The sequence below is a fragment of the Kribbella sp. NBC_00662 genome (assembly GCF_041430295.1).
Lineage (GTDB): Bacteria > Actinomycetota > Actinomycetes > Propionibacteriales > Kribbellaceae > Kribbella.
In genome coordinates, this window is record NZ_CP109029.1 from 274,939 (window position 1) to 297,531 (window position 22,593).

A 22,593-nucleotide genomic window follows, 5' to 3' on the forward strand; every position below is an offset into this window, starting at 1 on the left:
GATGATCATCGAGGCAACCGGACTGCGGAAGTCGTACGGGGCGAACGAGGTACTGACCGGCGTCGACCTGAGCGTCGAGGAAGGTTCGGTGCTCGCCCTGCTCGGGCCGAACGGCGCCGGCAAGACCACGGCGGTGCGCATCCTGACCACGCTGACCAAGCCGGACTCCGGTACGGCGACGATCGCGGGGTACGACGTACTCCGCGAGCCGGCCCGGGTCCGCGGGGCGATCAGCCTCACCGGGCAGTACGCCGCGGTCGACGAGAACCAGACCGGTCGCGAGAACCTGGTGATGGTCGGCCGACTGATGCATCTGGGCCGGCGTACTGCGCAGCGTCGTACGGCCGAGCTGCTGGAGCAGTTCGGGCTGACCGACGCGATGGACCGGCGCGTGAAGACGTACTCGGGAGGCATGCGACGGAAGCTCGACCTCGCGATGAGTCTGATCGCTCATCCGCAGGTGATCTTCCTGGACGAGCCGACGACCGGACTCGATCCGGCCAGCCGCTCGGCGATGTGGGACGCGATCGTCGAACTGGTCCGCGGCGGTACGACGATCCTGCTCACGACGCAGTACCTGGAAGAAGCGGACCGGCTGGCCGACCGGATCGTGCTGCTGGACCACGGTCGGATCGTGGCGAGTGGTACGGCCGACGCGCTCAAGAACCAGATCGGTGGGGAGCGGATCGAGCTCCGGTTCTCTGACGAAGTACAGGTGTTGAAAGCGACTGGAGTACTGGACGGGGTCGCGGACGAGCTGGTGCTGAACGTGCCGTCAGACGGTACGGCAGTCCACCTGCACCACGTGCTCGACGTACTGCGCGACAACGGGCTGGAGCCGGAGCGGGTCTCCTCGCACCGGCCGACGCTCGACGACGTGTTCCTTGCTCTCACGGCCTGAGGGGTTTGCTGATGTCACACCAGGGAGTTGTCGCGGCCTGCTCGGACGCGGCGACCATGATCGACCGCAGCGTGCGGCTGGCGCGGCGCAACGTCGACACGTTGTTCGCCTCGATCCTGCTGCCGTTGCTGATGATGGCGCTGTTCGTCTACGTGTTCGGCGGCGCGATCAACACGGGGACGGAGTACGTCAACTACGTCGTACCAGGGATCCTGCTGCTCACCACCGGGTACGGCGCCGCGTCGACGGCGATGGTGGTCGCCGACGACATGAACAGCGGGATGATCGACCGGCTGCGGTCACTGCCCATCCACAGCTTCGCCGTGCTCACCGGACATGTGGTCGCGAGTGTGGCGCGCAACGCGGCATCGACGGCGATCGTCATCCTCGCCTCACTGGCCATGGGGTTCCGCCCTGGTGGCGGAGTGGTCGACTGGCTCGCGGCTGTCGGTCTACTACTGCTGTACGTCGTCGCGCTGTCCTGGCTGGCTGCTGGGCTCGGCGTGATCGCCAAGTCGGTGGAGTCGGCCAGCACTCTCAGCTTCTTCATGCTGTTCCTGCCGTACCTGAGTAGCGCGTTCGTGCCGCCGGAGTCGATGCCGTCGTGGCTGCAGCCGGTCAGCGAGCACCAACCGATCACCCCGGTCATCGAAACGATCCGCAGTCTGCTGATCGGGACACCGATGGGCGACAGCGGTCGGCTCGCTCTGGCATGGTGTTCCGGTCTGCTCCTGTTCTCGGTTGTGCTGGCGACCTCGCTGTACCGCAGACGCAACAGCCGCTGAGCGCAGGACTCGGACCGTTCGGCGAAGGTTTCGCGGTGAAACGACCAGGCGTGACCCCTTGGTCGCGTTAACGTCAAAGTCCCCCCCAACGTGTGGTGGTCCCACTCCCCCCGGGACCCACACGGACGAGCGCCCCGATCACTGATCGGGGCGCTTTGTTTTCCGGATTTTTTCTTGGCGACGGTGTCGAATCCGGCCCACCTTGTCCGACGTATCAGTAAGAGCGACCAAGGGAGAGGGTCAGAATGAACATCACCACCGACACCCGGAACATGATCATCAGCATGCTGGCCGAGGGCAGCCCGGTCTGGTACGTCGCCGGCATGGTCAAGATGCGCAACCACGACGTCTACGCGGTCGGTCGAGAAGCCGGCTATCCGGACAAAGCGCAGCTGCGGCGAGCCGTCTGGGCCGCCCGGAACCGCGCTCTGCAAGCAGCCTGACCACCTGTCCCAGGCCGCTCGAGCCGCTGCCTGCCTCTCCACCAGAGGCGGACAGCGGCTTTTGTCATCTCAGATTGCGACCGCTCACCAGGGTCGCGACCGCTAGCATCGGTCCCGGTCCCATCGATCCAGCGGAGGAAGCCTGATGATCTTCATCACCGCCAAGTTCCGGGTGAAGCCTGAACACGCCGACAACTGGCCGTCCATCACCGCCGACTTCACCTCGGCGACCCGCTCCGAGTCCGGCTGCCTGTGGTTCGACTGGTCCCGCTCGCTCGACGACGCCAACGAGTACGTGCTGGTCGAGGCCTTCGCCGACGACGACGCCGCCACCCACCACGTCACGTCCGCCCACTTCAAGGCGGCCCAGGAACACCTACCTCCGCACCTGGTCGAGACGCCGCGCATCGTCAACTTCAAACTTCCCCAGAACGACTGGTCCGAGCTCGGCGAACTCGCCGTCAAATAACCTGCCGTCCCCGCATGGGTGATCGACTCGGTGACTCATACGGGGAGAGGTCAGCGGACCAGCGCCTGTCCCAGCGGAAACGCCTTGCCACCTGTCGCTTGCGAGGCCGAACTGAAGAACAGGTAGACACCGACCGCGGCGAACACGAACACCACCACGCCGGCGACCTTCAGCGTGCCCGTTGATTGCTGCAGCGTGCCGATCAGGACCAGCACCAAGGCGAGTTCGATCAGCGCGAACAGCACCGTGTACGCCATCGGCAGGCGGAGTGTGGCCAGGGTCAGCATCCCGATCACGACCAGCCAGGAGATCACGTAGAGACCCTGGGTATGAAGTGCATCCCCGGCGGCGATCGCAAACCAGTTGTGCGTCAGTCCGAGTACGAGCGTGGCGTAGCTGAGCCAGAACCCGGCGAAGATGCCGAACACTCCCGCCACGGCGCTCTGCCCGAGAGCCGCCGACCAGATTGCCGCGACCAGCAGACCCACGCTGGTGGCCGCCACGATGATCGGGAGCGAGGCCCCGACTCCCGCAGCAGTCACGTAGCCGACAAGCACGAGACCGAGCGCGACCGATCCGACGATGAAGCTTGGCAGACCGATCAGAGCCGGGTCTCCGGTCACAGCCGGGGCGGCCTCGGCAGGTAGTTGTTCTTGGAGGCTGTGGGCATCGGCATCGATAGTCGTCATGGCGAGCTCCTTTCCGGGGTGCGTCCCCGGCTGTGATCAGTCTCACCACCCGCTGCCGTCCGGTATGTCTCGATTTGAGAGGCCGCTCAGCGGGGCTGTCTCAAGATGAGATCAGCGCCGTGCTGCCGCGATGTGACCATCCGTTAGGTACCGGTGCGCGCCCTTGGTGCCGATCGAGTCACCCGCGTGGCCGATGAGAACGGAGTACCGATGAAGGCTCTCGTGTACCACGGACCTGGCCAGAAGGCATGGGAAGAGGTCCCCGACCCCGCGATCAAGGACCCGACCGACGCGATCGTCCAGGTCGAGGCCACCACCATCTGCGGCACCGACCTGCACATCCTGAAGGGCGATGTCCCCGCCGTCACCGACGGCCGGATCCTCGGCCATGAGGGCGTCGGCGTCGTCACCGAGGTCGGCTCCGGCTGCAAGAACGTGAAGGTCGGCGACCGCGTCATCATCTCTTGCATCAGCAAGTGTGGGACGTGTGACTACTGCAAGGCCGGCCTGCCCTCGCACTGTAAGACGCTCGGCGGCATCGGCTGGATCTTCGGTCACCTCATCGACGGGACCCAGGCGGAGTACGCACGCGTGCCGTACGCCGACAACGGCCTGATCCCGCTGCCTGAGGGAGTCTCGGCCGAAGCGGGCACGATGCTGAGCGACATCCTTCCCACCGGCTACGAGATCGGTGTCCTCAACGGCGCCGTCAAGGCCGGGGACGTCGTCGCGGTCATCGGCGCCGGGCCTGTCGGGCTCGCCGCGATCATGACCGCCAGCACAGCCGGCGCGTCGGCCGTCATCGCCGTCGACACCAACAAGTTCCGGCTCGATCAGTCGCGCGATTTCGGTGCGACCGAGACCCTCGAAGTCAGCTCCGGTCAGGACGTCGCGGCAGCGCTACGCGAGCTCAGTTCCGACGGACTCGGCGTAGACGTCGCGATCGAGGCAGTCGGCCTCCCCGGAACCTTCGGCACCGCCCTCGAGTCGGTCCGCCCCGGCGGTCACGTCGCCAATGTCGGCGTCCACGGCGAGAGCGTGCAGTTCCCGATCGAACGGCACTGGATCAACAACCTCACCATCACCACCGGCCTGGTGAACGCCATCACGGCCCCCGAACTCCTCGAAGACATCAAGAAGGGCGCCATCGCCCCCGAGAAGTTCATCACCCACCACTTCACCTTCGACCAGTTCGACCAGGCGTACGACACCTTCACCAACGCCGCCGAACAAGAAGCCCTCAAGGTCATCATCAAGCAGTGACCCCAAACAAAGGCGAAGGCCCGGACCTGATGGTCCGGGCCTTCTGTGGTAGCGGGGGCAGGATTTGAACCTGCGACCTCTGGGTTATGAGCCCAGCGAGCTACCGAGCTGCTCCACCCCGCGCCGTTGTGTCTTTAGTTTAGAGGATCGGGGCTGAGCAACCAAATCGGTTCCCGGTGTGCCGAAATCCTGTGTTCGGCGGGGGCGGATCGGCGTACCTTCCGAATATGTCCCGACACGTCATCCGTCCGTTCGAGGAGGCGGATCTGGCAGCCGCCGCCAGTCTGCTCGCCCAGCGGCATCGGGCGCACCGCAAGCGTCACCCTTTGCTTCCGGCGGACTACGAAGACGAGCGGCTTGCTCTGGTCGAGGTGACCGCGGCCTGGGAGAGCGAGGGCGCGTCCGGCTCGGTCATGATCGAGGGCGACGAAGTCACCGGCTACCTGCTCGCCGCGCCCAAGCCGTCGGCCGTCTGGGGTCCGAACATCTGGGTCGAGGCGGCCGGTCATGCCGTCCGCGAGCCGGAGCACATTCGCGACCTGTACGGCGCTGCCGCCCAGCAATGGGTCGACGACGGCCGCATCGCGCACTACGTGCTCGTGCCCGACGACGCCGAGCTGATCGATGCCTGGTTCCGCCTCGCCTTCGGCTCGCAGCACGCGCACGCGGTCCGCCCGGTGCCCGATACGCCGTTGCCCCCGGCCCCCGATCTCGCCGTACGTCGTGCTGCCCGCGCGGACATCCCGGTACTCGCCGAGCTCGATCTCGTGCTGCCTCAGCACCAGGGCTTGTCGCCGGTGTTCTCGTCCGGTGGGATCCCGACGCTTGAGGAGGCGGTGGCCGACTGGGAGGAGTCGATCGACGACCAGGACTATGCGACCTTCGTTGCCGAGTACAACGGTCAGGTCATCGGGTCCGCGGTCGGTTGTTCGCTGGACAAATCGAGCGCGCACAATGGGCTGGCCAAACCGGACAACGCCGGCTTCCTCGGATTCGCCGCCGTACTGCCGTCAGCACGTGGGCTCGGCGCCGGACGTGCGCTGGGCGAGACCGTGCTGCAGTGGTCGGCCGACACCGGCTACACGTCGGTCGTGACCGACTGGCGGGTGACGAACCTGTTGTCGTCGCGCACGTGGCCGCGGCTCGGGTTCCGGCAGACGTTCCACCGGTTGCACCGGCTGATCGGACACTGATCCCCGGTTGTCCACAGGATCGAATTCGCGTGTCCTGACACGTGCCGATCACTGCATCTTCTTGGGCGTAAGGCGTCTCGCAGCAGGCGAGGCGCCCCCTTCCCCAGGAGGCAGTCATGTCGCGTCCACCGCTTCGCTCCCGAGTCGTGCCGTCCGCCCGTCGTATCGTAATCGGGAGCGCGGTCGTCCTGGCCTCACTCGGGCTCTCGGCGACCGTTCCTGCCTCAGCAACCTCGACGTATTCAGCGGCATCCCCATCGATCGAGCAAAGGGCTGGCACCTTGGACGGCTTCGTGATCGAGAACCTTCCCGACGGCATCGGCACACCGAGCGATTTCGAGTACGAGTGGGAGGACGTGTCCTTCCACAGCCGGGTCTGGGAGACCGGCCCGGACCCGGACGGGGCGTACAAGGTCGACCTCACCGTGAAGACGATCCGCGGCGAGAAGCTCACTGATCTGGAGGCCCTGAAGGACTTCCTGGTCGAGTACGAGGAGAGGGAGCCGGGATCCTGGCAGCTGACCCCGGTGAAGGTCGGCGGGTACGACGGTCTCTTCTCCGGCGACGAGGTGTTCTACTTCATCGCGCCGGGCGTCGCCGCCGAGGTGACGATCGACCACGAGCGCTTCACCGACGAGGACGCGCTCGACACCGCGGCCGGCTTCCACCCCGAGTCCACCACCTGATGCCCTAGGCAACAGGCTGCCGGCAACGGAACGGGGCGGCGACGCCGACTGGTGTCGGTGTCGCCGCCCCGGGGGTAGCAGCCGTGTGGCTCAGCCTGACGGCGAAGTCGGCGGGCTAGTCGGCGTCGACGCCGGTGGAGACGCCGGAGTCGACGGGCTGCCGGACGGCTTCGTGGTGGGCGTCGGTGTCGGGCTCGTTGCGGCTGCGGCAGCTGTGGCAGCTGCCGCAGCCTTGTCGAGCGCTGTCTTCATCTGGTTGACGTTGGCCTGGTAGCCCGCGAGATCGCCCTTCTTGAGGGCATCCTGCGCGCGGTTGTAGGCCTCCTGCGCGTCCGCCAGCGCCTGCTTGACCGTCTGGTTCGGCTGGTTCGCCGGTGGCGTCTTGGTGCCTGGCGGTTGCTCGCCTGTGTCGACGCTGGTGTTGAAGACCTTGTTCAGGGCTTCCTGGAGCGTCGAGCCGTAGGCGACGCCATCGCCGAAGGACACCAGGACGTATCGCAGGACCGGATAGCTACCGGGCCCGCTCGTCCGCACCGAATAGACCGGCTGCACATAGAGCAGACCACCACCGAGCGGCAGCGTCAGCAGGTTGCCGTACTGCGCTCTGGCGCCGCTGCTCGGCTGGTTGATCGGGAGCAGCGCCTGTCTGATGCCTTCGTCGGTCTGGAACTTGTTGTAGACCTGCCCCGGACCAGGGATCTGCAGGTTGCCGGGCAATCGCAGTATTCGGAACTTGCCGTAGTCCGGGGATGTCGCCTCGGAATCGACGGCCATGAAGGCAGTGAGGTTCTCACGTTCGGCGTTCGGCACGTACACCGACGTCAGTGAGAACTTCGGTTCGGTCTGATCGGGCATCCGCAACGAGAGATAGAACGGAGGCTGGCTGATATGCGTCGAGGAGTCGCCGCCGGACGAGACCGCGGTCGGGTCGTCCGGCACGCGCCACAGGTCGCTGTTCTGGTACCAGGTGCCGGCATCGGTGACGTGGTACTTCGCCAGCAGGTCACGCTGCACCTTGAACATGTCCTCCGGGTAGCGGAGGTGAGCCATCAGGTCCGGCGAAATCGCGGACTTCGGCTTGACCGTGCCGGGGAAGGCCTTCATCCAGGTCTTCAGGACCGGGTCGCTCTCGTCCCACGCGTACAGCTCGACCGAGCCGTCGTAGGCGTTGACCACGGCCTTGACCGAGTTGCGGATGTAGTTGATCTTCTCGCTCGGCTGCTGCGCGATCGTCCCGCGGCCGGTGGTGGTGTCCCGGGTGCTGACGTCCAGGGCGACCTTCTCGGAGTACGGGTAGTTGTCCGAGGTGGTGTAGCCGTCGACGATCCACACCACCTGGCCGTCGACGATCGCCGGGTACGGGTCACCGTCCGGCGTCAGCCACGGGGCCGCCTTCTCGACCCGCTCGCGCGGGGTGCGGTCGTAGAGGATCTTCGAGTCCGGGTTCACCCGGCTCGACAGCAGGATGTTCGCGTCCCGGAACTTGGTTGCGTAGAGCAACCGGTTGCCGAACGACCCGATCGAGACACCGCCCTTGCCGTGGTAGGTGTTCAGCGTGGGGTCGCCGCCGGTCTTACCTTCCGGTGTGTCGAGCTCGACCGGCTGACCGCCCTCCGGACCGCCGACGATCGAGTAGTCCGGGGACTGCTCGCCGAAGTAGATCCGCGGCTCGTAGTCACCCAGCTGACCGGTCGGCGGGAGGTCCTTCTCGGTAAAGACCGGCGTACCGTCCGCGGCGCGCTGGTTGCCGTTCGCGGCGACGACGCCGTATCCGTGGGTGTAGACCGTGTGGTCGTTGTTCCAGTTGCGCTGGCCGGCCGGCAGCCGGTCGACCTGGACCTCGCGGACCGCGATGACGGTGTCGTTGACCTTGTCGCCGATCTTGTACCGGTCGACATCCAGATCGGTCGGGAACGAGTAGAACCCCCGCACCTGCTGGAGTTGCTCGAAGGTCGGCCCGACCACGCTCGGGTCGATCAGCCGGATGCCGGGCAGCACCTCGGTGTCCTGGAGGAGTTCGGTCGGCGTGGCCGTCGTCTTGGCCTGGTAGTCGGTCACCTCGGTCCCCGCGAGGCCGTAGGCGTCACGCGTGGCCTCGATGTTCTTGGTGATGTAAGGCCCTTCCTTCACCGGCTCGCTCGGCCGCACCCGCAACTGCTGGAGCGCGGCGGGCCAGAGAGCGCCGAGGAGGATCGCCGACAGGATCAGCACGACGGTGCCGACACCGGGCAGCAGCCAGGTCCGACGGACCACATTGGCGAAGAACAGACAGGCACACAGGACTGCGATGACAGCCAGGATCTCTTTGCTGGGCAGGACCGCGTTGTCGCCGGTGTAGGAGATACCGGTGAAGAGCCGACTGTCCGACGTTGTGAGGCCGAAGCGGTCCAGCCAGTAGCTGAAGGCCTTGAGAAGCACGAGCAGGCCGAGCAGCACGGAGAACTGCACCTGTGCCGCGCCGGAGGCCTTCTGCCCCTTCGCGGACGGGCGGAAACCGCCGTACAGGTAGTGCGTGATGATCGCCGCGACCAGCGACAGCAGGACGATCGAGTAGCCGAAGCCGAGCAGCACGCGCAGCCACGGGTAGTCGAAGACGAAGAACGCGATGTCCTTGTTGAAGTGTTTGTCGGTGACACCGAAGGGCGTCCGGTTCTTCCAGGCGAGGAAGACCTTCCACTCCCCCGACGCGGCCGAGCCGCCGAAGACCAGCATGAGGGTCGCGACCACTCCGACCGCGATCTTCCCGTGCTGCTGCAGCAGGTCGCCGTACCGCTCGAAGCCGGGGCTCGGCGAGGGCGCCAGCGCGACGCGGGGACGGGTGCGGAACGCGACGATGATGTTCGCGACGACCGCGGCCGCCATCAGCAGGCCGACGATCACGAACAGCAGCACCCGGGTGCCGAGCACGGTGCTGAAGACCGAGCCCAGGTCGACCGAGCGGTACCAGAGCCTCTGGGTCCAGACGTCGGTGAAGACGCTGAAGAGGATCAGAAGGACGATCAGGGTTGCGATCGTCGGCAGCAGGGCCCGAGGACGTCCGCCTGTTCGCCGCGATCTGCGGGCCGGCGGCTCCTCCGGCATGTCGTAGACGCCGTCGCTCATCGTCGCTTCTCCTCGTCGTCGCTCATGCCATCGACCCCCGGACCATCGGCCGGCCGGCTGCCGACCGAAGGTTCGAATGTCAAAGACAGTACTTCGCACAGCGTGGGGACCAAGTCGGCGCCGGCAAGCACCGCACTGTCCTCGTCGTGCTCACGGAGCCGGACGGCGCCGAACCGCCCGCCGTCGCGGAGCACCGCCGCGACCATCCGGACCTCGTGCCGGCGCGGATCGCTGCCGGCCAGCTGGGCCAGTTGGGAGTCGGACTCGACGTTGGACAGACCGGCCTCGGCCGACGCCGGGAGCACGATCCGCTCGATCGCCAGCGCACAGCCGGCGACTCCGTCGGGCCATTCGATCCGGCCGAGCGCGTCGGCCAGGTTGTCGTCCTCGAGACCGCCGGGAAGCTCCCCCTGGGCGACCGGGGTGAGCGGCTGGGAGGCGTCATCGGCGCCGAGCTGCGCGGCCAGCTGCGGTTCGGCGCGGAGCAGTTCCTCGGTCGGGACCAGCGCGAACAGTTGCGCGGGCTGGTCCCAGCCCGCGCTGCTCACGTGCTTCTCGATCTCGATCACCGCGCGGTTGAGCGCGTCAGGAGGCAGCGTGCCTACGGATTCCATGCCGGCAGGTCTTCCCTTCGGGTCACGCGGACGTACGGGGCGCTCATCAACTGCACGACGGGACATCTCCCTTGCCGCTGGCGACAGCCTGCAATGCGCTGATCGCACCTGTCAGGGTGCTGATCTTCACCAGCTGGATGTCCTTCACGTCGGCGTGCAGAGCGGCTTCGCAGTTCGGCGCCGGGACCAGGAAGACCGTGGCGCCGTCGTTCCGGGCGCCGGCGATCTTCTGCTGGATGCCGCCGATCGCGCCGACCTCGCCGAGCGCGTCGATCGTGCCCGTGCCGGCGACGTGCTTGCCGTCCAGCAGGGCGCCGGGAGTCAACTTGTCGTAGATGGCGAGGGCGAACGCCGTACCGGCGCTCGGGCCGCCGATGTCCTGGCCGAGGTTGACCGTGACCTTGACCTGCGACTCGACGCCGATCGTGATCCCGACCATCGGGCGGGTCGCGTCACCCGGAGTCGCGGCGGTCTTCAGCTGGACCGTCTGCTCCTCGGTGCCACGGCGGATCAGGAAGACGACGTTCTCGCCGACCTTGTGCTTGCGGACGAAGTCACCGACCTGCGGGACCTGCGTCACCGTCTGGCCGTCGACAGCGAGGATGATGTCGCCGGGCTTCAGCTTGCCCTCGGCCGGGGACTTGTCCGCGACCGTCGACACCTTGGTGTGGAACGGGACCTTCGCCGCCTGCAGCGCCGCCGCGACCGCGCTGTCCTGCGAGCCGGTCATCTCGGCGGTGTTCTGCTGCTGGACCTGGTCGGCGCTCTGGTCCGGCGGATAGATGATGTCGCGCGGGAACAGGTCGTGGTGCGGGTCGAGCCAGTTGCGCATCGCCTGCGGCAGGGTCAGCTGGCGGTCCGGCGAGGTCACGGACACCGTGGTCAGGTCCAGCTGGCCGGAGGTCGGGAACGTCTCGTGCCCGGTGATCTCGATGACGGGCTTGTTCTTCGCCGACCCCAGCGTGTCCTTGACCGGACCGGGGCTGAACGAGACGAACGGCACCGGGAACGCGGTCACCAGCCCGAGCGAGACCAGAAGCACGACGATCGAGGTGACCAATGTGGCGGTACGACGTGTCACGAACCCTGCCCTGCGATCTTGGTGGTGGCCTGTTGATGATTACGACGACCCAGGCGCCGGCGACGTTCCGGAGTGGCCCGCGGTCCGGGCGCGGCGATCGCGGCGTTGAAGCGGCGGAAGTCCTCGACCGAGGCGAAGGCGCCGCCGGACCGGGGCCGCTCACGGCTGCGCCAGCCGCGCCAGGCGGCCCAGCACATCGCCAGCAGCGTGGCGATCAGCGGGAACGCCAGCCACGCCAAAACCTTCATCCGGCCACCTTCATGGGCCCAGCGTACGGGTCAGTGAGCGCCGACCCACTCGCTGCCACCGTCGATGAAGTGCTGGTGTTTCCAAATCGGGACCTCGGCCTTCAGGTCGTCGATCAGCCGCCGGCACGCGGCGAACGCGACATCCCGGTGCGATGCCGCCACTGCGACGATGACGGCCGCGTCTCCGATCTTCAGGTCGCCGGTCCGGTGCACCGCCGCCAACGCGGTCACCGCCGGGTCGTCACAGATACGCTCCGCAACCTTCCGCAGGTGCTCCAGAGCGTCGGGATGCGCCTCGTAGGCCAGTTTGTCGACCGGCTTCTCGTGGTCGTGGTTGCGCACAGTGCCGATGAAAACCGCGGTCCCGCCCGCCGTCGGATCAGCGACAGCAGCCAGCACCTCGTCGCTGGACAACGGGCTCTCCCGTATGTCCAGCAGCCTGATCGCGTCGCTCATCCGCTCCTCATTCCCGCCGGTCCCCGCGCTCTCCTGCACACAATCCCATCCCCCGTCGCGCAATTCTCCCTCCCGGCCGCCCCTGTCCACACATCCCCTCCCCTTCTTTCCCGCGTTCCGGCGTACCGGAGGCTGCGGTGTGTGGCTCGCCGGGCACCGGGAGAGACTGTTGCCTTCCTCACCTACCGGCGAACACGGGCGGTGATGCGTTCGCCGGTGGAGGAACTGATGGACGGAACCAGTACGTTGGAGTTGTACGCCCCACCCGCACAGGAAGGCCCTCCGATGAGCGACGAACCGGACAACCCGGACAACCCGTTCAAGGGAACGCCGTTCGAGGCCATGTTCCAGCAGTTCTCCGGTGCGGCCGGCGCGGGCGGCACCCCGGACCTGAACGCGATCTTCGCCCAGGTCCAGCAATTGCTGAGCGGTTCGACCGACGGCAAGCCGGTGAACTGGGACCTGGCCAAGGACATCGCCCGCAAGACCGTCGCCACGGCCGGCGACCGGTCGATGACGTCCGCCGACGGCGATCGCGTCGCCGACGCGGTCCGGCTCGCCGAGCACTGGCTGGACGAGGCGACCACGCTGCCCGAGGTGTCGGCCACCTCCGCGGCCTGGAGCCGCGCCGAGTGGGTCGAGAACACACTGCCGGTGTGGCAGACGGTCGTCGACCCGGTTGCTGAGCACGTCGCGGGCGCGATGGGCAACGCGCTGCCCGCCGAGGCGCAGCAGTTCGCGGGCCCGATGGCCGGGATGCTGCGGCAGCTCGGCGGCTCTGTCTTCGGTGCGCAGGTCGGCCAGGGGCTCGGGGAGCTTGCCAGCGAGGTCGTGAGCTCGTCCGACATCGGGCTGCCGCTCGGGCCGACCGGCCAGGCGATCCTGCTGCCCGACAACGTCGCGAAGTTCGCCGAAGGGCTCGGGCTGACCGACGAGGACGTTCGGCTGTATCTGGCGCTGCGCGAGGTGGCGCACCAGCGGCTGTACGCGGGTGTGCCGTGGCTGAAGCAGCACCTCCTCGCCGCGGTCGCCGACTACGCAGCGGGTATCGAGGTCGACACCGGCAAGATCGAGCGCGCGATGGCCGACATCGACCCGCAGAACCCGGAGGCCATGCAGGAGGCGCTTGCGGGCGGCCTGTTCGAGCCCGAGGACTCCGAGCAGCAGAAGGCGGCGCTCGTCCGGCTCGAGACGACGCTCGCGTTGGTCGAGGGTTGGGTGGACGACGTCGTACGCGAGGCCACCAAGGACCGGATGCCGGCCGCGATCCAGCTCTCCGAGACGGTACGGCGTCGTCGGGCTGCCGGCGGTCCGGCCGAGCAGACGTTCGCGACTCTCGTCGGTCTTCAGTTGCGTCCGCGGCGCCTGCGCGACGCTGCGAACCTGTGGGCAGCCGTTCGGGACGCCCGCGGGGTTGAAGGTCGCGACAACCTGTGGTCCCACCCTGACCTGATGCCGAGCACTGCTGACCTCGATGACCCCATCGGGTTCGCGCAGCACGCGGGCGAGCTCTCCGACATCGACATCGCCGACTTCCTCGCCGAGGAAGACAAGCCGACCGACCCCACCTCGGACGACGACGGCGACAACCCCGCCAAGTAGTCCTTCCCGGGTGACGGGGAGACTTGCCGGGTGCTTCTTGGGAATGCGGTTGAGGTCTTGGAAGGCTGGAGTGCGCCCGACGCGGAGCAGGAGAAGCTGCGGGCGCACTACCTGCGGCACCTCGCGGCGCACCCGGATGGCATGTGGCGGAGCTGCCGGCCGGAGCATGTGACGGCTAGTGCGTTGGTGGTCGACGGCGCGGGCGAGCAGACCCTGCTCACGCTTCACAAGACCGTTGGGCGATGGCTTCAGCTCGGCGGGCACTGCGAGGCCGGCGACACGACGCTGTCGGGTGCAGCACTGCGGGAAGCGACGGAGGAGTCAGGGCTGACCGGTCTGACGATCGGTCCTCAGCCGCTGCAGCTCTCGCGGCATCTGCTTCTCGGTGGAGGGTGCGCCGGGGCGTATCACCTCGACGTCCAGTTCCTCGTCACCGCGACGGCCGGCACGGAGTACGTCGTGAGCGAGGAGTCACACGACCTCGCCTGGTTCCCACTCGATGGACTCCCGGCAGACACAGATCCGTCGGTCCAGGAACTCGCGTCCCGAGCCCGCCAACAACTCTCCCGAGCCTGAAGGTCGCGGGCACCTGCCGCAGGCCGACGGTTCAGAGCACCCGCCGCGGGCCCGACGGTTCACAGCACCCGTCGCGGGCCAGATACTTCGCAGCTCGGTGCCGAGAGGGTGCAACTCAAGTGCGCTGGGCGAGGGTGTCGACAGGGTTCGTGAGGTCGGTTGGGTGTGCAAATCTGTGGGCCGACCCGAGTGGTCGGCCCACCTCCCCACGGCAGGGCGTCAGCGTTCCCCAGCCCTGCTGTCCCTCGTATCACACCCCGTGATCCCCCGCTGGTACTGCGATCCCCGTGAATCCCCCACTGGTATTGCTGGTCCCCGTTGGTCGTGCAATCCCCCGTTTGGTCCTGCGATCCCCCCTTGGCATCGCGGTCCCCGTGGTTACTGCTTCCCGTTGTTACTACTCCAACTTGCTACTGATCCCCCGTTGTTGCTGCGTCGCGTTGCTGCTCCCCCCGGAGCTGCGTTGCGTCCGCCTTGTACTGCGTCCCCGTGATCCCCCCGGATCCCCGTGTCCCCCGACTCCGTGAATCCCCCGTTGGTACAGCTGTTCCCCCGTGATCTGTCCCGCTGTGTTCATCCCCCGTGCGATCCCCGTCGTACTGCTGCCCGCTGCCTAAGCTGGCCGCATCCCCCCGGGTGCGGCCGGCAGTGGGCTGATGTCGGGTGCCGCCCCTGAACGGCATCGGCGATCAGCTGGGCTTCCCCCGAAGTCCCCGCTGCCTGATGAAACGAGCCTTCAGCAAGAAGGTGACGGGTCAGTCAGAAGAAGTTTCATGATTTCGGTTCGATGAGCCCGCGCTGGAGCGCGGTCATGATCGCCTGAGCCCGGTTCGACACCTCGAGCTTCTCGTACAGCCGCTCGACGTACGTCTTCGCGGTGGACACGCTCACCGACAACGCCACCGCGATCGCCCGCACCGACAACCCCTGTCCGAGCAGCTCGAGCACCTGCGCCTCCCGTGGACTCAGCAGCGCCTGCGCCGACGACTGGTCGCGACGTGCCATCGCCGGCCCGAGCCCGGTCGCCGTGAACGAGGTGGGTGCGACGGCCGCGTGCCGGATCGCCGCCAGGATTTCCTCGGTCGGCGCGGTCCTCGCGACGAACGCCGACACTCCCGACTCGAGCGCCTCGAACAGGACCCCGTCCTGCCCCTCCGGTGCCAGCAGGACGATGCCGAGCTCGGCGTACCGGTTGCGGAGTTCGCGGGCGATCCGCAGACCGTCGTGGTCCGGCGGCGTGACATCGAGTACGACGACGTCGGCGCGGGTCGACAGCACGATGCCGACCGCTTCGGCGCGCTGGCCGGTGTCGCCGACTATCTCCAGATCCGGTTCCCGGTCGACGAGGCCGGCCAGGCCGTAGCGGACCAATGTGTGATCGTCGATCACGACGACCCTGACGAAATCGTTCATGGCTCCCCCCGCGGACCAAACTACGCAGCGTGACGCAGTTGCGGTAGGGACTGTCTCGTCTACCGCGTGAAGATCTGGTCGCACCAGACACAACCCCATCAGCCCGGCCGCCACCATCCGAGCACGGTCACGGCACGCCGGCCGGCGACGGGCGAGGACGGATCGGCGTCCACGAGCCCGATCCTGGCCTGCAGCGCCGGGCGGCCGCTGGCCGGACAGACCAGGCCGCCAGGACAGATGTACGCCGTCAACTGCACCCCGAAGGTGAATCCGGGCGAATCGTTGGGCAGATCGATCACCACCCCGGACAGCGTCGCCGAGGCAGTGAGCCGCAACGCCCGAACCACCGCACCGGCCCCCACAACTGGCGCGCCGGGCACGACATTGAGATCAAGAACGGCAGCGGGCGCATACACCGTGCCCTTCACGACCAGCCGCCCCGACACGAGCGCACAAGCGCTTGTATTACTGGGATATGGCCCCTCGACCACACATCCGTCCGCGGCGCGCAGCGCAGGTGGCGTGTAGCTGAGCTCCAGCCGCACCGCATCGACGTCCTCGGTATCGCCCTTGACCGCCAGCCCAGCGGTGAGCGCCAGGCTCGCTCCGGTGAACGTCCCCGCATAGATGGCCTGCGCCAGCGATCCAGTCCGACTCGAGTCGAGCGGCACAGTCTCGGTCCGGTACGCCGCCCCGCCCGCTGCACCGGTCACCGACGCGGTCAACGGCGTCCCTGATCCGATGTCGAGTGACACGTCCAGCTTGTCCGTCGACGTCACGTCACTGTGCCGATGAGTGATCTTCAAGGCGGCCGACTCCAGTACCGAGCCGGCCGGAATCGCAGTCGGCGGAGCGAAGCCGTTGATCGTGATCGGAGCGGTGTCGTTGGCCACGGAGCTCTTCCAGGTGGCCGCGACGCCGTCGGCCGTGGCCAGACGGGACGGCGTCGCGGTCAGCCCGAACTTGCTCACCAGCGAGACTGCGGTCGGCTTCAACGCGCTCGCCCCGCTTGAGTCGACCGACGATTCGGTCCCGCTGGTGAGGCCTCGGAGGGCGATCGGCAGCTGCGTCGGCGAATAACTGCCGCACAGCTCCGCCTTGCCCGACTTGACGACCAGACGGCTGTCTCCGCCGAAGACGAACTGCACCCCTCCGGTCGCGCCATCGAGTGGACTGGCACACGAACCACCCGACAGCGTGCCGCCGACCAGGCTGCCGCCGTCGACCGTCCAGACGTTGTCACCGCTGCCGAGCAACGGATTCGACTCGTTGTGGAAGTCGAAGAAGTACACGCCCGGCTTGAACCACCAGGTGCTCCCGCGGCACGCGCTGTCACTCTTCATCATCGCGCTCAACCCGACCGCATCGTCGTAGTAGCCGGGCAGAAAGGTCACGACCGAGTTCGGCGTCGTACACGCAGGCAAACCTCGCAAAACAGGAACACTGCTCAGCGGTGACGGGTACGCCGGATCCTCGCCGCCCGGCAACGTGGACAGATTGCAGAGCGGGTTCCCCAGCAGATCCCCGGAGCACCCGCCGCGCGCGGACAGCGCACCTGCGCTCAGCTTCCCGGCGACCACGTCGACGGAGGAGTTCGACACGACCTTGCCATGGACCTGCAGGGTCGAGCCCGCCGGCTGATCGATCGCGAGACCGGCCTCGCCGGGAATCTGTCCGAGGGTGAGCAACGCGTTGTCCGGCCGGTTGCACTCGCTCGAGTCCCGGCAGTGCACGACTACCTGCTTCGGATCCGGCTTGCAGGTCACGGCAGCGGAGTCGAGCCCGTTGAAGAGGATCAGCGACAGCGTGTCGGACAGACCGAAGCAACGCTGCCCAGACTCCCCGTTGTACGCGCTGTTGCGCAAGTTGTTGATCGCCGCCTCCATCGCGCCGTCGGCGGCGTACGACGCCGACGTCTGGTCCCGCAGACTCGCAGACACCCGCGCGGCCGAGTCGGTCCGGGACAGCAGCGCCGACAGCGCCAGTCCGATCACGGTGATGACCACGAGGACCAGCAGCAACGACGACCCACGTTCGTCCCGGCGCCTCACGACTGCCTCCGCAGTCCGCTCAGTGTGACCGCATAGTCGCCGGTGGACGGCTTCGACAGAACCAGACGCAATGTGACGCCCTCCGGAAGCAGAGCCGAGTCACACGCACTCGAGCAGCTGACCGCGAGACTCCCCGGCTTCACATAAGACGCAAGCCGCAGATCGGATGACGGCGTCGTGCTCGGGCCCAGACAACGTGCCCGGTGGAGCTCTCCCGCCTCGTTCACGTAGTACGCGACGACCGCCGTACGCCGGACGGCCGGTGTGACCGAGGTGTCCCAGTAGTCCGACAACAACCGAACTGCGGCGACCGGAAGCGGACCACAAACCACTCCCCCGGCGGAGTCCACCGCATCGAGTTGCACCGACGGCTGGAACGGCAGCGACCCGTCCACAGCGACGGCCCCGTAGTCGCGCACACCGACTGCGGCGACGTCGCGGGCGAAGTACGTCGCACCGAGCTGGGCATCTTGCGCCATGTCCAGCCGGTCCGACGTCGCACTCATCTGGTGCAGCGCGTTGACCACCAGGTCAGCCAGGCCGACAGTCACCACCCCCATCAGGGTCATGGTGATCAGCAGCTCGACCAACGTGAAGCCTTGCTCGGTACGCCTCAACCGCACGGCGGATCCTCGAGCCGGCAGGGCTTCCGCAGTACGACGTCCAGCGTCTCGGCCGCACGCCCGTCAGTACTCGCCACTGACACCCGCAACCGCTGCAGGCCCCGGTCGGGCAGGCAGAGCGGCAGCCACAGCGCCCCGGTCCAGTACTGCACCGACCCACTCACGACTCGGGCCGTGAACCCGGCCGGCGGCGCGAAGCCCGGTACGGCGTACGTCGAGGCACACGGGACATAGTGGCCATCGGCAACGTACTGCTGCAGCGCCTCGGCGTAGTTGCGTACCGTCGTCACCGCCGTCGCCTGTTTCCGCTGGGTGTCAGACATCAGCACCGTCGTCGTCAGCCCCGCCATCACCGCGACGACGGCAACGCCCATCAGCGCGATCGCGACCACCAGTTCGAGCAGACTCTCGCCGCGTTCTCGCATCAGCCCTGCACCTGCCGGAAGATCCCGTACATCGCGGACACCAACGCGATCGCCACGAAGCCGACCACGCCGCCCATCAGCACGATCACGGCCGGCTCGAACAGGCCGATCAGCTTCTTCAGCTTGTAGTCCAGCTCGCCCTCGTAGTACTGCGCGGTGACCTCCAACTGGGCGTCCATCGTCCCGGTGTCCTCGCCGACCCGGATCATCTGGGCGGCTGTCGCCGGGAACAGCTTGGTGGCCGCCAGCGGCCGGGCCAGTCCCTCGCCCTGGAGCATCGCCTCCATCACGCCGGCCAGCGACCGGCGATAGACGCGGTTCGGCAGCGAGCCGGTCGCGACCCGCAACGCCTGCGGTAGCTGGACGCCCGCGCTGACCATCGACGAGAGGATCCGGCAGAAACGCTCGACCAGCGCGAACTGGACGGTCGGCCCGATCACCGGCAGCGCGAGGACCAGCCGGTCGCGCAGATAGCGTCCGGGCGTCGTGCTCAGCACGTAGACGAGCAAGAGCACCAGCAAACCGCAACCGATCATCAGCGCCCACCACCAGCTGGTGAGGAAGTTGGTGATGCCCAGCAGGATCCGGGTCGGCAAGGGCAGCCGCGCCCCGAGACTGTCGAAGAAGGCCTTGAAGCGCGGCAGCACGAAGCCGGCCAGGACGATCAACGTCACCACCGACATCACGGCGACGACCGCCGGGTAGATGGTGGCCTGCTTGATCCGCCGGCGGGCTTCGAGATCACGCTCCAGGTAGCGGGCGAGCTGGCCGAGCGCGGTGTCGAGGCGGCCGCTCAGCTCGGCCGATCGGAGGATGCCGCGGTAGAACTCGGGGAAGATCCGCGGATGCCGGTCGAAGCAGTCCGACAGCCGCTCGCCGTCTCGGAGGCCGTCCTCGACCTCGAGCATCATCCGGCGGACCGTCGAGTTCTCCGCCTCGCGACCCAGACTGTGCACCGACTCGGTCAGTGGCAGCCCGGCTCCGACGAACGCACCGAGTTGCCGGGTCAGATGCATCACCTCTTCCCGCTTCACCCTGCGCGCGGTGATCTCGATCTGCAGCAGGCCGGGCTTCTCGGACAGCCGGATGTTCCGCAGCTCCCGCTCGTAGAGCGCCAGCTCGGCCCCCTCGCGACTCTCGGCCCGCGTCGTACCGCGCTTGGTACTCCCGTCTGGCCTCGCCGCGACGTACGCGTACCTCGTCATCGCATCCCCACCGTGTAGATCGATCGGAGTACTTCGGCGACTGTCGTGACTCCTGTCTGCGCCAGCCGGGCGCCCTCCTCGTGCAGCGTCCGCATGCCCTCGTAGGAAGCGACTTTGCGGATCTCGGCGAGCGGTGCGCGATCGATGACCAGCTCACGGATCGGATCGGTCACCGGAAGCAGCTCGTAGACGCCGGTCCGTTCCAGATAGCCCGTGTGCGCACAGAAATTGCACCCCACGCCGCGCACCAGGCCGCCGATCGGCGCCTCCGCGCCGGCACTGCGCAGGAACGCCTGCTCCGCGGCCGGCGGCTCGTAGTACTCGCGGCAGTTCTCGCAGACCTTGCGGATCAGCCGCTGCGAGATCACCGCACTCACCGAGGACGCGACCAGGAAGTTCTCGATCCCCATGTCCAGCAGGCGATGCAGAGCGGTCGCAGTGTCGGTCGCGTGCACCGACGACAGGACCAGGTGCCCGGTCAGCGCGGACTGTACGGCGATTCGCGCCGTCTCCGCGTCCCTGATCTCACCGACGAGGATCACGTCCGGGTCCTGCCGCAGGATCGACCTCAGCCCCGACGCGAACGTGATCCCGGCCGCCTCGTTGATCTGGATCTGGTTGATCGAGGCATAGCTGTACTCGACCGGGTCCTCGATCGTCATGATGTTCCGCTCGGGACTGTCGATCTCACCCAGCGACCCATACAGCGTGGTGGTCTTGCCGCTCCCGGTCGGGCCAGCGCAGATCACCATCCCGTACGGCGTTCGCAGCAGCGTGGCGTACCGATCCGCCAGCTCGGGCGGCATCCCCAGCTGCTCGAGGCGGAACAGGGGCCGGCTCTTGTCGAGCAGACGCAGTACCACCTTCTCGCCACCGACGACGGCGGCGGTCGAGACCCGGATGTCGACGTCACGGCCCTCGACCTGCATCCGGATCTGGCCGTCCTGCGAGCGCCGCCGTTCGACGATGTTCAGGTCGGCCAGCACCTTGATCCGGCTGGCTACGGCCGGACCGATCGCGGCGGGCAGGTCGAGCTGGTCACGCAACGCACCGTCCACCCGGAACCGCACTCGCACCCGCTCGTCGTGCGGCTCGATGTGGATGTCGGAGGCACGGTCGCGCAACCCCTGGGTGATGATCAGCTGAACCACCTGGACCACCGGCGCGTCCTCATTCACCACAAGCTCGTCGGGCTCGAGCGCAGTACCCCTGGCCTGGAACAGCTTGACCGACTCGTCGATCCCGGCCAGCGCACGGAAGCTGTTGTCGATCGCGCGGACGATGTCGGGCGCGGCCGCGAGAGCAAGCCGCACAGGGCGACCCAGTGCGTCCTGGACCTGGATGCCGAGCGCCGGGTCCGCGAGTACGACGAGCACCTCGCCGTCGCGAACCGCCAGCGGCAGTGCGGTCAGCCGCCGCGCCGTCTGTTCGTCGATCAGGGCCGTCGCGTCGGCCTCCGGCGTCACGGTCCACAGGTCAACCAAGGGGATGCCGTTCCGCTCGGCCAACCGCGCAGCCCGCCGTCGTGCCGTCGGAAGATCGGCTGACAGCTCGGCGGGATGGGGCGGAGTCGTCGGCGGTTCCGTCTGCTTCGGCCGGCCGCGGTGCCGCATCACGCTTGCACCGCCCCGGAGCGGACCCGCGGCCGGAGCTCGATCTCCTTCGGGTGGGAGCTGCGGGAGTACGCGTCCTCCGGCGAGATCTGGCCGGCGAGGATCAGTTCCGAGAGGGACTGCTCGAGCGTGATCATGCCTTCGCGCCGGCCGGTGACCAGCGCGTTGCGCAACTGATGCGTCTTGCCTTCCTTGATCAGGTTGCGGATCCCGGCGTTCGCGACCATCACCTCGAACGCCGCGACCAGGCCGCCACCGACCCGCGGGATCAGCCGCTGGTGTACGACGCCGCTGAGCGCCGCAGCCAGCTGGACCCGGACCTGGGACTGCTGCTCCGGCGGGAAGACATCGATGATGCGGGCCAGCGACTGGGCGGTGTCGTTGGTGTGCAACGTCGCGAAGACCAGGTGCCCGGTCTCGGCGATGGTCAGTGCGAACCGGATCGACTCCAGGTCCCGCATCTCACCGACCAGCAGTACGTCGGGGTCCTCGCGCAGCGCGGCCCGCAGCGCGTCCGGGAACGACGCCGTGTCGCTGCCGACCTCGCGTTGGTTCACGGCCGAACGGCGATGTTCGTGCACGTACTCGATCGGGTCCTCGATCGTGATGATGTGGCAGGCCCGGTCGGTGTTGATCTGGTGGATGACCGAGGCCAGCGTGGTCGACTTGCCCGATCCGGTCGGCCCGGTCACCAGGACCAGACCCTGATGCAGCCGGGCGAACGTGCCGATCACGGGCGGCAGTCCCAGCTCCGACATCGTCGGGATGCTGCGCGGGATGACCCGCAGCGCGATGGCGGTGTCGCCGCGCTGGGTGAAGGCGTTCGCGCGGATCCGCGCGTTCTCCCGCCAGGAGAACGAGAAATCGTGCTCGTACGTCGTCTGCCAGACGTTCGAGCGGTGCGGGTTGAGGATCTCCGCGAGCATCGAGTCGGTGTCCCGCCTGGTCAACGGCGTCCTGTCCGCCACCGGGCGCAGCACACCGTGGACACGCACCTGTGGCGCCATTCCGACCGTGAGGAGCAGGTCGGTGCCACCGGCGTTCCAGAGTTCTTCGAGCAACAGATCCACCCGGCTGCCAGGCACGGGAATTCTCATGGGGTCCCTTCGGCATGATCGAACACGACGCCCCTCGGACGCACCGGGCCCTCCTCCG

The 22,593-nt window shown here is 67.6% G+C and carries 22 protein-coding genes and 1 tRNA gene; 9 read left to right on the forward strand and 14 right to left on the reverse strand.

The genetic code is table 11. The features are described from left to right. Position 1 precedes the first annotated feature (1 nt). The 4 genes from OHA10_RS01325 to OHA10_RS01340 all read left to right on the forward strand — a co-directional run bounded on the left by OHA10_RS01325 (position 2) and on the right by OHA10_RS01340 (position 2,598). The gene (locus OHA10_RS01325; protein ID WP_371404316.1) at positions 2-901 is read left to right on the forward strand and encodes an ATP-binding cassette domain-containing protein; all 900 of its coding nucleotides are present in this window, start codon (positions 2-4) and stop codon (positions 899-901) included. Positions 902-912: 11 nt separating this feature from the next. Next, positions 913-1,686: an ABC transporter permease gene (locus tag OHA10_RS01330; protein ID WP_371404317.1), complete on the forward strand. Its 774-nt coding sequence runs from the start codon at positions 913-915 to the stop codon at positions 1,684-1,686. 245 nt (positions 1,687-1,931) lie between these two features. Continuing rightward, the gene (locus tag OHA10_RS01335; RefSeq protein WP_371404318.1) at positions 1,932-2,129 is read left to right on the forward strand and encodes a hypothetical protein; all 198 of its coding nucleotides are present in this window, start codon (positions 1,932-1,934) and stop codon (positions 2,127-2,129) included. A 145-nt stretch (positions 2,130-2,274) separates the two neighbouring features. After that, positions 2,275-2,598 carry a putative quinol monooxygenase gene (locus tag OHA10_RS01340; RefSeq protein ID WP_371404319.1) on the forward strand — a complete coding sequence of 108 codons (324 nt, stop codon included), beginning with the start codon at positions 2,275-2,277 and terminating at the stop codon, positions 2,596-2,598. A 50-nt stretch (positions 2,599-2,648) separates the two neighbouring features. On the opposite strand, the gene OHA10_RS01345 is transcribed toward OHA10_RS01340, so the two are convergent. Continuing rightward, positions 2,649-3,287, reverse strand: a complete 639-nt coding sequence (locus OHA10_RS01345; RefSeq protein WP_371404320.1) for a GPR1/FUN34/YaaH family transporter — start codon at positions 3,285-3,287, stop codon at positions 2,649-2,651. Positions 3,288-3,497: 210 nt separating this feature from the next. Between OHA10_RS01345 and OHA10_RS01350 the strand changes: the two genes are divergently transcribed. Continuing rightward, entirely contained in the window at positions 3,498-4,550 is a 1,053-nt protein-coding gene (locus OHA10_RS01350; RefSeq protein ID WP_371404321.1) for a zinc-dependent alcohol dehydrogenase family protein, read from the forward strand. 46 nt (positions 4,551-4,596) lie between these two features. Here OHA10_RS01350 and OHA10_RS01355 read toward each other — a convergent pair. Next, positions 4,597-4,673: transfer RNA gene (locus OHA10_RS01355), tRNA-Met, on the reverse strand. A gap of 104 nt (positions 4,674-4,777) precedes the next feature. On the opposite strand from OHA10_RS01355, the gene OHA10_RS01360 reads away from it, so the two are divergent. Next, positions 4,778-5,743, forward strand: coding sequence for a GNAT family N-acetyltransferase (locus OHA10_RS01360; RefSeq protein WP_371404322.1), 966 nt, complete (start codon positions 4,778-4,780; stop codon positions 5,741-5,743). 293 nt (positions 5,744-6,036) lie between these two features. Next, a complete protein-coding gene (locus OHA10_RS01365) occupies positions 6,037-6,429 on the forward strand; it encodes a hypothetical protein (protein WP_371404323.1) in 393 nt (130 codons plus the stop codon). A 90-nt stretch (positions 6,430-6,519) separates the two neighbouring features. Here the strand turns inward: OHA10_RS01365 and OHA10_RS01370 are convergent, their stop codons facing one another. Genes OHA10_RS01370 through OHA10_RS01390 form a run of 5 tightly spaced genes read right to left on the reverse strand, consistent with a single transcriptional unit; the run spans position 6,520 to position 11,930 of the window. After that, positions 6,520-9,531 (reverse strand): UPF0182 family protein, encoded by a 3,012-nt coding sequence (locus OHA10_RS01370; RefSeq protein ID WP_371404324.1) that lies wholly within the window; start codon positions 9,529-9,531, stop codon positions 6,520-6,522. Beyond that, entirely contained in the window at positions 9,528-10,145 is a 618-nt protein-coding gene (locus OHA10_RS01375; RefSeq protein WP_371404325.1) for a PPA1309 family protein, read from the reverse strand. Before OHA10_RS01375 ends, OHA10_RS01370 begins: the two co-directional genes overlap by 4 nt. Before the next feature lie 46 nt (positions 10,146-10,191). Next, positions 10,192-11,226 carry a PDZ domain-containing protein gene (locus OHA10_RS01380; RefSeq protein WP_371404326.1) on the reverse strand — a complete coding sequence of 345 codons (1,035 nt, stop codon included), beginning with the start codon at positions 11,224-11,226 and terminating at the stop codon, positions 10,192-10,194. Further along, a complete protein-coding gene (locus OHA10_RS01385) occupies positions 11,223-11,474 on the reverse strand; it encodes a hypothetical protein (protein WP_371404328.1) in 252 nt (83 codons plus the stop codon). Before OHA10_RS01385 ends, OHA10_RS01380 begins: the two co-directional genes overlap by 4 nt. A 30-nt stretch (positions 11,475-11,504) precedes the next feature. Beyond that, positions 11,505-11,930 carry a molybdenum cofactor biosynthesis protein MoaE gene (locus tag OHA10_RS01390; protein ID WP_371404329.1) on the reverse strand — a complete coding sequence of 142 codons (426 nt, stop codon included), beginning with the start codon at positions 11,928-11,930 and terminating at the stop codon, positions 11,505-11,507. Between the two features lie 285 nt (positions 11,931-12,215). Between OHA10_RS01390 and OHA10_RS01395 the strand changes: the two genes are divergently transcribed. Then, positions 12,216-13,532, forward strand: a complete 1,317-nt coding sequence (locus OHA10_RS01395) for a zinc-dependent metalloprotease (protein WP_371404330.1) — start codon at positions 12,216-12,218, stop codon at positions 13,530-13,532. A 30-nt stretch (positions 13,533-13,562) separates the two neighbouring features. Continuing rightward, on the forward strand, positions 13,563-14,108 hold the full coding sequence (locus tag OHA10_RS01400; RefSeq protein WP_371404332.1) for an NUDIX hydrolase: 546 nt from the start codon (positions 13,563-13,565) through the stop codon (positions 14,106-14,108). A 771-nt stretch (positions 14,109-14,879) separates the two neighbouring features. Here the strand turns inward: OHA10_RS01400 and OHA10_RS01405 are convergent. From OHA10_RS01405 to OHA10_RS01435, 7 genes are all read right to left on the reverse strand, one after another. Further along, positions 14,880-15,521: a LuxR C-terminal-related transcriptional regulator gene (locus OHA10_RS01405; protein ID WP_371404333.1), complete on the reverse strand. Its 642-nt coding sequence runs from the start codon at positions 15,519-15,521 to the stop codon at positions 14,880-14,882. A gap of 98 nt (positions 15,522-15,619) precedes the next feature. Then, positions 15,620-17,572 carry a hypothetical protein gene (locus OHA10_RS01410; RefSeq protein ID WP_371404334.1) on the reverse strand — a complete coding sequence of 651 codons (1,953 nt, stop codon included), beginning with the start codon at positions 17,570-17,572 and terminating at the stop codon, positions 15,620-15,622. Further along, positions 17,569-18,195, reverse strand: a complete 627-nt coding sequence (locus OHA10_RS01415; protein ID WP_371404335.1) for a type II secretion system protein J — start codon at positions 18,193-18,195, stop codon at positions 17,569-17,571. The genes OHA10_RS01410 and OHA10_RS01415 overlap by 4 nt, the downstream gene beginning before the upstream one ends. Further along, positions 18,186-18,620, reverse strand: coding sequence for a type II secretion system protein (locus OHA10_RS01420; RefSeq protein ID WP_371404336.1), 435 nt, complete (start codon positions 18,618-18,620; stop codon positions 18,186-18,188). The genes OHA10_RS01415 and OHA10_RS01420 overlap by 10 nt, the downstream gene beginning before the upstream one ends. After that, positions 18,620-19,825 (reverse strand): type II secretion system F family protein, encoded by a 1,206-nt coding sequence (locus tag OHA10_RS01425; RefSeq protein ID WP_371404337.1) that lies wholly within the window; start codon positions 19,823-19,825, stop codon positions 18,620-18,622. Before OHA10_RS01425 ends, OHA10_RS01420 begins: the two co-directional genes overlap by 1 nt. Next, the gene (locus OHA10_RS01430) at positions 19,822-21,438 is read right to left on the reverse strand and encodes a GspE/PulE family protein (RefSeq protein WP_371407893.1); all 1,617 of its coding nucleotides are present in this window, start codon (positions 21,436-21,438) and stop codon (positions 19,822-19,824) included. The genes OHA10_RS01425 and OHA10_RS01430 overlap by 4 nt, the downstream gene beginning before the upstream one ends. Then, positions 21,438-22,535, reverse strand: coding sequence for a type IV pilus twitching motility protein PilT (locus OHA10_RS01435; RefSeq protein ID WP_371404338.1), 1,098 nt, complete (start codon positions 22,533-22,535; stop codon positions 21,438-21,440). Before OHA10_RS01435 ends, OHA10_RS01430 begins: the two co-directional genes overlap by 1 nt. Positions 22,536-22,593: the final 58 nt, after the last annotated feature.